The following is a 15,948-nucleotide window of genomic DNA, read 5'->3' on the forward strand; positions in this document are numbered from 1 at the left end:
TCAGCCACGCGCGACCCTCACCGCAGGCCCCTGTCCCAGTGCCCCGGCCAGGGCCTCGACCTCTCGGTCGAAGCTGGCTGCCGCCTGCCGGAGGCTGGCAGAGAAGCCGGCCTCCGCCAAGACCGCATCGGTCGCGGCCGCGTCACCATCGATCAGCCGGGCCAGCAGCACCAGATCGGGCTCGATCCAGGCCAGCGTATCATCCGCGGTCTGGCCACGAAGCTCCGCGCCCTGCTGCCCCTCACCCGCCTGCTCGCCTTCGACGTCTTCCGCATCCGGCGTGGCCGGCTGCGGCAGCGCTTCGGCCGGGAAGACGACCGGCGGACCGGCCTCTGCCGGCACCGGCTCACCCTCGCGCACCACATTGACCACCACCTTGTCGACCGACACGCCGGTCGCCGCGATGGCGTCCACCTGACGCAGCAGGTCGCCGAAGAAGGTGGTGACCAGTTCGCTGTTGAAGGTGGTGTCGATGGCAAGATCCGAGATCAGGCTGCGGGCCATCAGCGCGGTGTAGTCACCCAGGATCCGGTCCCGCTCGAAGCCCGAGGCGGCCCGATGGGCCTCGCGGGCATATTCGACGATCGCGGTTTCGTAGAAGCGATCGCGCAGCACCAGCTCGATGCGGCCGAAGGTGGACTCGGCAAGCGTGACATCCGGCGGGATGGGGATGACCACCGCAACCGGCACCTCGTTCTCTTCCGGCACGACGTCGATCGGGATCGGCTCGATCGCGATGGTCAGCGTGACCGGCGTGCTCTCCAGCGCACCGTCGCCTGCCGTCACGGTCACGGTCTCGACGAAGTCCGGCCGGCCCGGGGCGCCGGCAGCGGCGGTATCGTCATTCGGCCGATAGACCAGCCGGCCCGCGGCGATGTCGGCGGCCGACACCGTGAAGCCCGCGCTCTGCGCCACGCCGTTCAGATAGAAGGTGCCGTAGCTGGTCTCGCCGTCGAAGCGGAAGACCAGCGCATCACCATCCGGATCCGTCGCCTCCAGCACCGAGCCGTCGATCACCACCTGGCCGGTGGCCAGGATCCGGACGGTATCGGGGTCGGCCAGAACCGGCGCCTCGTTGACATCGGTAACCGCCAGGTCGACCACGCTGCGGGCGGTGATGCCGCCGGCATTGGTGACGCTGATCACCAGCCGGACCGAGCCTTCGGTTTCGTGGTCGAGCGACACGCCGTCCTTCAGCTTCAGCATCTGGACGCCATCCACCTCGACAATCTCGAAGCGATCGTCGTCGACCGTCCAGGTGACATCGCCGGGCACGCCGGTATCGTCGACCGAGACCTGGCCGATGATGCCCCCGGCCGCGTTCTCGGCCACGCTGCCGCCATCCAGCACCGGTGCGCTCGGGCTCTCATCCACATCGCCGACCGTGATGGTCACGCTGCGGCTGGCGGTCAGCCCGCCCGCATCGGTGGCGGTGAGGACAAGATCGATGGTGCCGTCCGTCTCGTGGTCCAGCGCCACGCCGTCCTTCAGCTTCAGGACCAGCGCGCCGTCGACCTCGATCACCTCGAAGCGGGCATCGTCGACCGTGACGGTGACGGTGTCGCCCAGATCGGGATCGTCGACAGTGACGCCGCCGACCACGCCGCCGGGCTCGTTCTCACCGACCCGATCGTCGAGCAGCACCGGCGCCGAGGGGGCCTCGTTCACGTCGCCGACCGTGATCACCACGGTCGTGCTGGTGGCAAGGCCCGTGGCGTCGGTTGCGGTCAGCACCAGCGTCACGGTCGGCTCACCCTCGTGATCGAGCGAGAGGCCGTCCTTCAGCTTCAGCTGGCCGTCGACGATTTCGAAGCGGGTATCGTCGACGGTGACGACCGGCGCCTCGCCCACATCCGGATCCCCGGCCGTGACCGTGCCGATCACCGCACCGGCGGCATTCTCGGCCACCGTCGCGCCATCCAGAACCGGCGCCGTCGGGGCCTCGGCCACGTCGGTCACCAGCACCTCGATCGTCCGGCTGGTCGAGAGACCGCCACCATCGGTGACGGTAAGCGTCAGCGTCACCCCAAGCTCTGCCTCGTGGTCGAGCGACACGCCGTCCTTCAGCTTCAGGACCAGCGCGCCGTCGCGTTCCACCACCTCGAAGCGGGCATCGTCGACCGAGACATCCAGGCTGCCGAAATCGCTCGCTGCCGTATCCGGGTCGCTGACGGTGATGGTGCCGACCACCGCACCCGGCGCGTTCTCGGCGACGGTGCGGTTGTCGATCACCGGCACCGCCGGCGCCTCGTTCACGTCCCCGACCGCGATCACCACCGCGGCACTGCGGCTGCCCTCGATGGTGGTCGCCGTGATCACCAGCGTGATCCGGTCGGCCGCCTCGTGGTCGAGGGAGACGCCGTCCTTCAGCTTCAGCACCGCCTGGCCGTCGATCTCGACGATCTCGAACCGGGCGTCGTTCACCGACAGCGTGACCTCGACCCCCGGATCGACGTCTTCCAGGAAGCCCACCGCACCGACGATGCCGCCCGGGGCATTCTCGTCGACCCGGCCATCGGCCAGGACCGGCAGCGGCGGGGTGGTATCGGCGCGCACGGTGACGGTGATCGCGGTGCTGGCCTGCAGCCCGCCCCGGTCGGTGACCGTCACCACCAGATCGACGCTCGCCGTATCGCCGGCATCCAGGGTGACGCCGTCCTTCAGCTTCAGCACGCCGTCGACGACCTCGAAGCGGGCGTCGTCCACCGTATAGGTCAGCGCGTCGCCCTGGTCCGGATCGCCGGCCGTCACCCGGCCGACCACCGCACCGGCCTCACCGCCCTGCACCGCATCCCCCGCCACCACGGGCGCGGTCGGCACCTCGTTGACGTTGGTCACGGTGAGCGTGATCAGGCTGGTGGTGGCAAGCCCGTCGCCGTCGGTCGCGGTCAGCACCAGCGTCACCGAGGGTTCGGCCTCGTGATCGAGCGCGATACCGTCCTTCAGCTTCAGCTGGCCATCGACGATCTCAAACCGGGCATCGTCGACCGCATAGCTCAGCGCATCGCCGTCGGGGTCGGTCGCCGTAACCGTACCGATCACCGTACCCGCGTCGTTCTCGGCAACCGTGCTGCCCGAGACCACCGGCGCCGCCGGGGCCTCGTTCACATCGGTGACGGTGATCGTCACGCTGCGGGTGGCGACAAGCCCGCCCGCATCGGTGACGGTGATCACCAGATCAACCGCAGGCTCCGCCTCGTGATCGAGGGTGACGCCGTCCTTCAGCTTCAGCACGCCGCCCACGATTTCGAACCGGGCGTCATCCACGGCATAGCTCGCCGTATCGCCCGCATCCGGATCCGTGGTCGTCAGCCGGCCGATCACGCCACCGGCGGCGTTTTCGGCAACCGTATCGCCCGTCAGAACCGGCGCCGCCGGGGCCTCGTTCACATTCGTCACCCGAATGGTCACCGGCGCAGTCAGAACATGGCCTTCGATATCGGTCGAGGTGATGATCAGGCCGATGGTGGCCGCCGCCTCGTGGTCGAGCGCGATGCCGTCCTTCAGCTTCAGCACGAAACGGCCATCGGCCTCGACGATCTCGAACCGCGCATCGTCGACGGTGAAGCTGCCGTCCTCGGGGTCGGGCAGGGTTCCGATCACCGCACCGGCCGTGTTCTCCGCCACCGTGCTGCCGATCAGCACCGGCACCACCGGCTGCATGCCGTCATCGACCACGGTGATGGTCACGGTCAGGCTGCCGGTCAGGCCGCCGGCATCCCGCGCGGTGATGACCAGATCGACCGTGGGCTCGCTCTCGAAATCGAGGGCGACGCCATCCTTCAGCTTCAGCTGACCGTCCACGATTTCGAAACGGGCATCGTCCACCGTGAAGGTCAGCGCATCGCCGTCCGGATCGCCCGCCGAGACCTCGCCGATGACCGCACCCGGCTGGTTCTCACTCACCAGGCTGGCCGAGAGCACCGGCTGCGCCGGGGCCTCGTTGACATCCGTCACGGTCACCACGACCACCCGGGTGGCCGACAGCCCCCCGGCATCGGTTGCGGTCAGCACCAGCGCGACCGAGGGTTCGGCCTCGTGGTCGAGCGCAATGCCGTCCTTCAGCTTCAGCTGGCCATCGACGATCTCGAACCGCGCATCGTCGACCGTGAAGGTCAGCGCATCGCCGTCGGGATCGCCGGCGGTCACGCTGCCGATCACGGCCCCGGCCGCATTCTCGGCCACCGTACCGCCCGAGACCACCGGCGCCGCCGGTGCCTCGTTCACATCGGTGACGGTGACGGTCACGCTGCGGGTGGCGGTAAGCCCGCCACCGTCGGTGACCGTGATCACCAGATCGACCGTCGGCTCCGCCTCGTGATCGAGCGCCACACCGTCCTTCAGCTTCAGCACGCCGCCGACGATCTCGAACCGGGCATCGTCGACGCCATAGGTGAGACGGCCATTGCCGGTGTCGGCCCCATCCGGATCGGTGGCGGTCACCCGACCGATCACGCCGCCTGCGGCATTCTCGGCCACCGTGCCGCCATCCAGCACCGGTGCCGCCGGCGCCTCGTCGACATCCAGCACCCGCACCAGCACCAGGGCAGATGCCGTGTCGCCATCGGCACCAGTCGCGGTGATGCGGAGCGTGATGTCCGCCGCCGCTTCATGGTCGAGGGCGATGCCGTCCTTCAGCTTCAGCGTCCAGCTGCCGTCCAGCTCGACGACCTCGAAGCGGGCATCGTCGACCGTGTAGATGGCCCCCGCCACATCCGGCAGGGTCCCGACCACCGCGCCTGCCGCATTCTCGGGCACGGTGGTGCCGTCGAGCACGGGCGTCGGCGGCACGATACCGTCGTCGATCACCCCGATGGTGACGGTGGTGGAGGCCGAAATCGCCTCGCGGTCGGTGACCGTCAGCACCAGCGTCACCGAAGGCTCGGTCTCGTAGTCGAGCGAGACGCCGTCCTTCAGCTTCAGCTGGCCGTCGACGATCTCAAACCGGTCGTCGTCGACCGTGAAGGTCAGTTCGTCATCGGCATCCTGATCGCTGGCGGTGACCGTGCCGATCACGGCGCCGGCCTGGTTCTCGGGCACCGTGCTGCCGCTCAGCACCGGCGCCCCGGGTGCGTCGTTGCCGTCCAGCACCTGCAGGACATAGGTCTCGGAGGCCGAGAAGCCGTTGGCCGCGGTCGCCATGATCACGACGCTCACCGAACCTTCGGTCTCGTAATCGAGCGACACCCCGTCCTTCAGCTTCAGCACGCCGCCCACGACCTCGAAGCGGTCGTCATCGACGGTGAAGGTCAGCCCCTTGCCGTCCGGATCCTCGGCCGTCACCGTGCCGATCGCCACACCCGGCTCGTTCTCGGGGATGTCGCCACCCTCCAGAACCGGTGTCGTCGGCGCTTCCGGCGCATCGGTCACCGTCAGCCGCACCGCGGTCGAGGCGGTGAGCCCGCCCTTGTCGGTGACGGTGATGATCAGGTCGACGAAGGGCTCGCCCTCATGGTCGAGGAACTCGCCCGCCACCAGCCGCAACTCGCCACCCGCGATCTCGAAGCGCGGATCATCGACCGTGAAGGTGAGCTCCTCGCCCGCATCCGGATCGCTCGCCGTCACCTGACCGATCACGGTCGAGGCTTCCGAGACCACCGTCGTCGACAGCACCGGCGCCCCGGGTGCGTCGTTGCCGTCCAGCACCTGCAGGACATAGGTCTCGGAGGCCGAGAAGCCGTTGGCCGCGGTCGCCGTGATCACGACGCTCACCGAACCTTCGGTCTCGTAATCGAGCGACACCCCGTCCTTCAGCTTCAGCACGCCGCCCACGACCTCGAAGCGGTCGTCATCGACGGTGAAGGTCAGCCCCTTGCCGTCCGGATCCTCGGCCGTCACCGTGCCGATCGCCACACCCGGCTCGTTCTCGGGGATGTCGCCACCCTCCAGAACCGGCGTGGTCGGCGCTTCCGGCGCATCGGTCACCGTCAGCCGCACCGCGGTCGAGGCGGTGAGCCCGCCCTTGTCGGTGACGGTGATGATCAGGTCGACGAAGGGCTCGCCCTCATGGTCGAGGAACTCGCCCGCCACCAGCCGCAGCTCACCGCCGACGATCTCGAAGCGCGGATCGTTGACCGAGAAGGTCAAGGTCTCGGCCGCATCCGGATCGCTCGCGGTCACCCGGCCGATCACCTGGGCATCCTCGGGCACCACGGTGTCGGAGAGCACCGGGGCCGAGGGCGCCTCGTTCATGTCGCTGACCGCGATGGTCACAACCGACGAGCGGGTGCCTTCGATGGTGGTGGTGGTCAGCAGCAGGGTGACCCGGTCGGCAGCCTCGTGATCGAGAGCCACGCCGTCCTTCAGCTTCAGCACAAAGCTGCCATCCTGCGTGATGACCTCGAAGCGGGCATCGTCAACCGACACGGTGACGTCCACCCCCGGATCGACATCCTCAAGGAAGCCGATCACGCCGACCACCGCACCCGGCGCATTCTCGGGCACCCGGCCATCGGCGATCACCGGCACCGGCGGGGTGGTGTCGGGGCGCACGGTCAGATCGACGGTGGTCGAGGCAGAAAGCCCGCCGCCGTCGGTAACCGTGATCACCAGACTGACCGAAGCCTCGTCGGCCGCCGAGATGACCACGCCATCCTTCAGCTTCAGCACGCCGCCGACGATCTCGAACCGCGCATCGTCGACCGTGTAGGTCAGCCGGCCATTGGCGGAGAGCGGATCATCCGGGTCGCTCGCCGACACCCGGCCGACGATCGCACCTTCGGAACCGCCCTGCACCGCATCGCCGGTCACCACCGGCACCGTCGGCGCCTCGTTCACATCGCCGACCGCCAGCGTCACGATCATCGCCGTCGCCAGGCCGCCCGGATCGCGGGCGGTGACCACCAGGGTCACGGTCGGGTCGCTCTCATGGTCGAGCGCGATGCCGTCCTTCAGCTTCAGGGTCTGGACACCGTCGATATCGACGATCTCGAAGCGGCTGTCGTCGACCGTATAGGTCAGCGCATCGCCATCCGGATCGGTGCAGGTCACCGCACCAACCACGGCGCCGGGCGCATTCTCGGCCACCTCCGTGCCCGAAACCGACGGCGCCGCCGGAGCCTCGTTCACATCCGAGACCGTGATGGTGACGGTGCGGCTGGCCGAGAGCCCGCCGCCATCGGTGACGGTCAGCACCAGATCGACCGTCGCCGCAGCCTCGTGATCGAGGGACACACCATCCTTCAGCTTCAGCACGCCGCCGACGATCTCGAACCGGGCATCGTCGACGGTATAGGTCAGCCGGCCATTGGCGGTGCTGCCGCTGTCGGGATCGCTTGCCGTCACCCGGCCGATCACCGCGCCAGCGGCATTCTCAGCGACCGTGCCGGCATCGAGCGCAGGCGCGCCCGGCACCTCGTTCACATCGCCGACGGTGATCGTCACCGTGCTCGACAGCGTGGTGTCGTCGACCGCGGTCGAAGTGATGACCAGCCGGATCGAGGCCGCAGCCTCGCGGTCGAGCGCCACGCCGTCCTTCAGCTTCAGCGTCCAGGTGCCGTCCAGGTCGACGATCTCGAACCGGGCATCATCGACCGAGAAGCTGCCGCCATTCGGGTCCGGCAGGGTGCCGATCACGCCGCCGGCCAGATTCTCGGCCACCGTCCGCCCGGTCAGCACCGGCACGGTGGGCGTGACGCCGTCGTCGAGCACGGTGATCGTCACCGTGGCCGATGCCGACAGCCCGTCGGGATCGGTCGCGGTGATCACCAGATCGATCGATGCCTCGGTCTCGGCATCCAGGCTGATGCCGTCCTTCAGCTTCAGCACCCCATCGACAATTTCGAACCGGGCATCGTCGACCGAGTAGGTCAGCACGTCGTCATCGGGGTCGGTCGCCGCGACCGTGCCGATGCCGGCGCCGGCCACGCCTTCCGGCACCACCGACCCGTCGAGGGTGGGGGCCGCCGGGGCCTCGTTCACATCGGCCACCGTCACCGTCACCAGCCGCGAGGCGGCAAGGCCGCCCGCATCGGTGGCGGTGATGACCAGCGTCAGCTCGGCGGCCGTCTCGTGGTCGAGCGACACGCCGTCCTTCAGCTTCAGCACGCCCGAGACGATCTCGAACCGGGCGTCGTCGACCGTGAAGGTCAGCGTGTCGCCGGCATCCGGATCGGTGCCGCTGACGGTGCCGACCACCGCGCCCGCCACATTCTCGGTGACGGTCGCGCCCGACACCACCGGCTGGGCCGGGGCTTCGTTCACATCGGTCACCGTGATCGTGACCGTGCGGCTGGCGGTAAGTCCGCCACCATCGGTGACGGTCAGCACCAGATCGACCGAGGGCTCAGCCTCGTGGTCGAGAGTGACGCCGTCCTTCAGCTTCAGCACGCCCGAGACGATCTCGAAGCGGGCATCATCGACCGTGTAGGTCAGCTGCCCGGCAGCGGTTGCCGCATCATCGGGATCAACCGCACTCACCCGGCCGACCACCGCACCGGCGGTGTTCTCGGGCAGGCTGGAGCCACCGACCGTCGGCGTCGCCGGCGCCTCGTTGACGTCGGTGACCCGGATCAACACTTCCGCGGTCGCGGTGTCGCCCTCGCTGACCTGCGAGGTGATGCGGAGCGTGATGCTCGCCTCGGCCTCGTGGTCGACCGAGACCCCGTCCTTCAGCTTCAGCGTCGGCACGCCGTCGCGGTCGATGATCTCGAACCGGGTATCGTCGACGGTGTAGGAAACCCCGGCCCCGCCCGGCAGCGTGCCGATCAGGGCGCCGGCCGCATTCTCGGCCACCACGCCGCCGCTCAGCACCGGCAGCGGTGCGGTCACGCCGTCGTCGATCACCGTCACCTGCACCGTGGTGCTGGTGGCGAGGCCGCCCGCATCGGTGGCGGTGATCACCAGATCGACCGAGGGCTCGGTCTCGAAGTCGAGGGAGATACCATCCTTCAGCTTCAGCACGTCGCCCACGATCTCGAAGCGGGCATCGTCGACCGTGTAGGTCAGGGTGTCGCCGGCATCCGGGTCGCCGGCCGACACCACGCCGATCACCGCGCCGGACAGGTTCTCGACCACCGAGCGGCCATCGAGTGCTGGCGCCGTCGGCGCCTCGTTCACGTTACCGACCGTGATCGTCACGCTGCGGCTGGCGGCGAGCCCGGCCGCATCGGTCGCGATGATGGTCAGCTGCACCGATGCCTCGACCTCATGATCGAGCGCGATGCCGTCCTTCAGCTTGAGCGTGCCGTCGACGATCTCGAAGCGGGCATCGTCGACCGTGAAGGTCAGCGTGTCACCCGCATCCGGATCGCTGCCGGTCACCGTGCCGATCACGGCGCCGGCCGCATTCTCGGCCACGGTCGAGCCCGAGAGCACCGGCTGGGCCGGGGCCTCGTTCACATCGGTCACGGTGATGGTGACCGTACGGCTGGCGGTGAGCCCGCCACCATCGGTGACGGTCAGCACCAGGTCGATGCTCGCCCCGGCCTCGTGGTCGAGGGACACACCATCCTTCAGCTTCAGCACGCCGCCCACGATTTCGAAGCGGGCATCGTCGACGCTGAAGGTCTTCTGGCCGAAGCTCACCGACGGATCATCCGGATCGGTTGCGGTCACCCGGCCGATCGTGGCCCCCGCCGCATTCTCGGCCACGGTCGCGGCGTCGAGCACCGGCTGGGCCGGCGCCTCGTTGACGTCGCCGACCGTGATCACGACCGTGGAGGTGAGCGTGCCGCCGTCGGAGCCGGTGGAGGTGAGGGTCAGGGTGACGCTGGCCGCGGCCTCGTGGTCGAGCGCCACGCCATCCTTCAGCTTCAGCGTCCAGGTGCCGTCCAGATCGACGATCTCGAAACGGGCATCGTCCACCGAGAAGCTGCCGCCTGCCGGATCCGGCAGGGTGCCGGCAACCGCACCGGCCGCATTCTCGGCCAGGCTGCCACCGGTCAGCACCGGCCGCACCGGGGTGACGGCATCGTCGACCACGGTGATGGTCACCGCCCGGGTCGCCGTCAGCCCGTCGCCATCGGTGGCGGTGATGACCAGATCAATGCTGGCCTCGGTCTCGAAATCGACCGAGATGCCGTCCTTCAGCTTCAACTGGCCATCGACGATCTCGAAGCGCGCGTCATCCACCGTGAAGGTAACGCTGTCACCGGCATCCGGATCGCTGCCCGTGACGCTACCGACCACCGCACCGGCCGTGTTCTCGGGCAGCACCGTGCCGGACAGCACCGGTGCCGCCGGCGCCTCGTTCACGTCGCCGACCGTCAGGGTCACGATCATCGGGGTCGAAAGGCCGCCCGGATCACGGGCGGTGATGACCACCGTCACCTCGGGTTCACCCTCGTGGTCGAGGGCGATGCCGTCCTTCAGCTTCAGGGTCTGCGCGCCGTCGATATCGACGATTTCGAAGCGGGCATCATCCACCGCATAGGTCAGCGCGTCACCGTCCGGATCGGTGCAGGTAACCACACCGACCGCGGCACCTGCCGCGTTCTCGGCAACCGTCGTGCCCGAAAGCGACGGGGCTGCCGGCGCCTCGTTCACATCCGACACCGTGATGGTGACGGTGCGGCTGGCGGTGAGCCCGCCGCCATCGGTGACGGTCAGCACCAGATCGACCGTCGCCGCGGCCTCGTGGTCGAGGGACACGCCGTCCTTCAGCTTCAGCACGCCGCCCACGATTTCGAAGCGGGCATCATCGACGGTGAAGGTCTTCTGGCCGAAGCTCACCGCCGGATCGTCCGGATCGGTCGCGGTCACCCGGCCGATCGTGGCACCGGCCGCATTCTCGGCGACGGTCGTGGCATCGAGCACCGGCTGGGCCGGGGCCTCGTTGACATCGGTGACACGGATGGTGACGTCACCCTCGGCCGTGCCGCCATCGCCACCGGTGGCGGTCAGGCGCACCACGACCTCGGCCGCCGCTTCGTGATCGAGCGAGATGCCGTCCTTAAGCTTCAGAAGCTGGACGCCGTCGCGCTCGACGATCTCGAAGCGGGCATCATCCACGGCATAGCTGCCGTCGCCGATATCGGGCAGCGAGCCGATGATCGCACCGGCCGCATTCTCGGCCACGATACCGCCATCCAGCACCGGGGTCGGCGCGACGATGCCGTCATCGACGACGGTGATGGTCACGGCACGGGTGGCGGTGAGCCCATCCGCGTCGGTGGCGGTGATCACCAGATCGACACTCGGTTCGGTCTCGTAGTCGAGCGCGATGCCGTCCTTCAGCTTCAGGCTGCCGTCGACGATTTCGAACCGGTCGTCGTCGACCGTGAAGGTGACGCTGTCGCCATCATCCGGATCGCTGCCGGTCACGGTGCCGATCACCGCACCCGCCGCATTCTCGGCCACGGTCGAGCCGGTCAGAACCGGCTGCGCCGGCGCCTCGTTCACATCGGTGACGGTGATCGTCACGCTGCGGGTGGCGGTCAGGCCGTCCGCATCCGTCGCCGTGATCACCAGATCGACCGTCGCATCGGCCTCATGGTCGAGGCTGACGCCGTCCTTCAGCTTAAGCGTGCCGTCGACGATTTCGAACCGGTCGTCATCGACGGTGAAGCTCAGCGTGTCGCCGGCATCCGGGTCGGCCCCGGTCACGGTCCCGATCACGGCACCGGCCGCATTCTCAGCCACGGTCGAGCCGGTCAGAACCGGCTGGGTCGGGGCCTCGTTCACATCGGTGACGGTGATCGTCACGCTGCGGGTGGCCGTCAGGCCATCCGCATCCGTCGCGGTGATCACGAGATCGACCGAGGCTTCCGTCTCGTGGTCGAGGCTGATGCCGTCCTTCAGCTTAAGCGTGCCGTCGACGATTTCGAACCGGTCGTCATCGACGGTGAAGCTCAGCGTGTCGCCGGCATCCGGATCGGACCCGGTCACGGTCCCGATCACGGCACCGGCCGCATTCTCAGCCACGGTCGAGCCGGTCAGAACCGGCTGCGCCGGCGCCTCGTTCACATCGGTGACGGTGATCGTCACGCTGCGGGTGGCGGTCAGGCCATCCGCATCCGTCGCGGTGATCACAAGATCGACCGAGGCTTCCGTCTCGTGGTCGAGACTGACGCCGTCCTTCAGCTTAAGCGTGCCGTCGACGATCTCGAACCGGTCGTCATCGACGGTGAAGCTCAGCGTGTCGCCGGCATCCGGATCGGACCCGGTCACGGTCCCGATCACGGCACCGGCCGCATTCTCGGCCACGGTCGAGCCGGTCAGAATCGGCTGCGCTGGGGCCTCGTTCACATCGGTGACGGTGATCGTCACGCTGCGGGTGGCCGTCAGGCCATCCGCATCCGTCGCGGTGATCACGAGGTCGACCGAGGCTTCCGTCTCGTGGTCGAGACTGACGCCGTCCTTCAGCTTAAGCGTGCCGTCGACGATCTCGAACCGGTCGTCATCGACGGTGAAGCTCAGCGTGTCGCCGGCATCCGGATCGGACCCGGTCACGGTCCCGATCACGGCACCGGCCGCATTCTCGGCCACGGTCGAGCCGGTCAGAATCGGCTGCGCTGGGGCCTCGTTCACATCGGTGACGGTGATCGTCACGCTGCGGGTGGCCGTCAGGCCATCCGCATCCGTCGCGGTGATCACAAGATCGACCGAGGCTTCCGTCTCGTGGTCGAGGCTGATGCCGTCCTTCAGCTTAAGCGTGCCGTCGACGATTTCGAACCGGTCGTCATCGACGGTGAAGCTCAGCGTGTCGCCGGCATCCGGGTCGGACCCGGTCACGGTCCCGATCACGGCACCGGCCGCATTCTCAGCCACGGTCGAGCCGGTCAGAACCGGCTGCGCCGGGGCCTCGTTCACATCGGTGACGGTGATCGTCACGCTGCGGGTGGCCGTCAGGCCATCCGCATCCGTCGCGGTGATCACAAGATCGACCGAGGCTTCCGTCTCGTGGTCGAGGCTGATGCCGTCCTTCAGCTTCAGGCTGCCGTCGACGATTTCGAACCGGTCGTCATCGACGGTGAAGCTCAGCGTGTCGCCGGCATCCGGATCGGCCCCGGTCACGGTCCCGATCACGGCACCGGCCGCATTCTCGGCCACGGTCGAGCCGGTCAGAACCGGCTGGGTCGGGGTCTCGTTCACATTGTCGACGGCGATCACCACGACATTGGAGCGGCTGCCCTCGATGGTGGTGGCGGTGATCACCAGCGTGACCGCGGCCTCCGCCTCGCGGTCGAGGCTGATACCGTCCTTCAGCTTCAGGGTCGGCACACCATCGAGGTCGACGATCTCGAAGCGGGCATCATCGACCGTCAGAGACACATCCACACCCGGATCGACCGGATCGGTGAACCGCACCGGCCCGATCACCCCGCCGGGGGTGTTTTCAGAGACGATGCCATCGGGCAGGGCCGGCACCGGCGGCGTGGCATCGGGTAGCACGGTCAGCACGACCGTCTGCGTCGAGGCGAGGCCAAGCCCGTCGGTTGCGGTGATGACCAGGCTGACGGTCGGCTCGTCACCCACCGACAGGCTTTCGCCCGCCTTCAGCTTCAGCATGTCGCCGACGATCTCGAACCGGCGGTCGTCGACGCTGAAGGTCAGACGGCCTTCCTGCGTGGTCGCATCATCCGGATCGGTCGCGGTCACCCGGCCGACGATCGCGCCGGCATCACCGCCCTGGACGGTGTCGGAGGACAGCACCGGCGTGGTCGGGGCCTCGTTGACATCAGTCACCGTGACCAGCATCACGCGCTCGGCCGAAAGCCCGCCGGTATCGGTGGCGGTGATCACCAGCGCCACGGAGCCCGCGGCCTCGTGATCCAGCGATACCCCGTCCTTCAGCTTCAGCACCATGTCGCCCGCGACATCGACGATCTCGAAGCGATCGTCGTTCACGGTGTAGGTGAGGTCGTCGCCGGCATCCGGGTCGGTGGAGGTGACGGTGCCGATCACGGCCCCCGCCGCGTTCTCCGCCACCGTCGCACCCGACACCACCGGGGTGGAGGGGGCTTCGTTCAGGTCGGTGACATTGATCGTGGCAACCAGGCTGTCGCTCAGACCGCCGCCATCGGTGACCTGGATGTTGAGGGTCACCGTCGCCTCGGTCTCGTGATCGAGGCTGATGCCGTCCTTCAGTTTCAGAAGGCCGTCCACGATCTCGAAGCGGGCATCGTCGACCGTGAAGGTCTTCTGGCCGAAGCTGGTCGAGGCATCATCCGGATCGGTCGCGCTCACCCGGCCGATCACCGCACCTTCGGCATTCTCGGCCACGCTGTCGTCGTCGAGCACCGGTGCGCCGACCTGCTCATTGGCATCGGCGACCCTGATCACGAAGGTGCCGGTCTTGGCATCGTCGTTGACGTAGATCGAGGTGATCTGCAGCGTCACCGTCGGCTCGGCCTCGTGGTCGAGCGAAATGCCGTCCTTGAGCTTCAGGGTCGGCGTGATGCCGATGAAGACCACCTCGAAGCGGGCATCATCGACGATATAGCCGTTGAGCGTCGCCACCGGCAGGGTGCCGATCACGGCCCCGGCCTCGTTCTCGGTGACGGTGGTGTTGCTGAGAACAGGCGTGGCCGCGCTGTTGGTGTCGTCGAACACCTTGACCGAAACCGTGCTCTGGGTCTGGAGCCCCGCCACATCGGTGGCGGTGATCACCAGATCGACCGAGGTTGCGGCCTCGTAATCGAGATACTCGCCATCCTTCAGCTTGAGCTGTCCGCCGACGATCTCGAAACGGGCGTCGTCGACGGTGTAGGTGACGCTGTCCCCGTCATCCGGATCGCCGCCGGTGACGTTGCCGATCACCGCACCAATGTCGTTCTCGACCACAAGACTGGCATCGAGCACCGGAGCAGTCGGCGCCTCGTTCACATCGGTGACGGTGAGGGTCAGCAGCCGGGTCGCCGTCAGCCCGCCACCATCGGTCGCGGTGAGCACCAGGGTAATGGTCGGCTCGGCCTCGTGATCAAGCGAGGCGCCGTCCTTCAGCTTCAGCTGGCCATCGACGATTTCGAACCGGGCATCGTCGACCGACAGGCCGACCAGGTCGTCGACATCCGGATCGGAGGTCGTGACCGTGCCGATCACCGCGCCGGCATCATTCTCGGCAACCGTCCCGTCGCCGGTGAAGACCGGCACCGAAGGCGCCTCGTTCACGTTGGAAACCGTTACGGTCACCGTCCGCTCTGCGGTCAGGCCGTCGCCGTCGGTCGCCGTCACCACGAGGTCGATGGTCGCCGCCGCCTCGCGATCCAGACTGACACCGTCCTTCAGCTTCAGGACATTGCCCACCACCTCGAACCGGCTGTCGTCGACGGTATAGGTAAGGGTGTCGCCGGCATCGGGATCGGTAGAGGACAGGGTGCCGACCGAAACGCCCGCGGCATTCTCGGCCACGGCGCCGCCGGTCAGCACCGGCTGCGACGGCGCCTCGTTCACATTGGCGACCCGGATCAGCACATCGGCGGTGCGGGTCTCGTTATCCGCATCGGTCGCGGTGATCGTGACCGTCACCTCGGCGGCGGCCTCGCGGTCGAGCGAGGTGCCATCCTTCAGCTTCAGCACGGTCACACCGTCGCTCTCGACGATCTCGAAGCGCGTGTCGTCGACGGTATAGCCGATACCGTCGAGCGTCGGCAGGGTACCGACCACCGCGCCCGCATCGTTTTCGGTGACATTGCCGCCGGTCAGCACCGGCAGCGGCGTGATCACGCCGTCATCCCGGATGGTGATCGTCACATTGGTGGTGTTGGAGGCATTATCCGGGTCGGTGACGGTCAGCACCAGATCGACGGTCGGCTCGGTTTCGTGGTCGAGGCTGACACCGTCCTTGAGCCGCAGCAGCTGGACGCCGTCGACGCTGACGATCTCGAAGCGCGCATCATCGACCGTATAGGTCAGCGTATCGCCATCGGCATCGGTCGCGGTCACGCGGCCGATGACCGCGCCGGCGTCGTTCTCGTCCACTTCGTCATTGTCGAGAGCGGGTGCCGTCGGCTGATCGTTCACGGCAGAGACCGCGAGCGTCACGGTGGCCGTATCGGTCAGAACACC

At 68.0% G+C, this 15,948-nt stretch carries 1 protein-coding gene (running past one end of the window); it reads right to left on the bottom strand.

What is annotated here, in order from left to right; translation table 11 throughout:
* Positions 1-15,948 carry the 3' portion of a cadherin-like domain-containing protein gene (locus P7L68_RS21355; protein ID WP_372001486.1) on the bottom strand. The gene runs 13,788 nt beyond the window's last position, so only the last 15,948 of its 29,736 coding nucleotides appear in the window; its start codon lies off the right edge, out of view; the stop codon is at positions 1-3.

The sequence above is a fragment of the Tistrella mobilis genome (assembly GCF_041468085.1).
Taxonomy (GTDB): Bacteria; Pseudomonadota; Alphaproteobacteria; order Tistrellales; family Tistrellaceae; genus Tistrella; species Tistrella mobilis_A.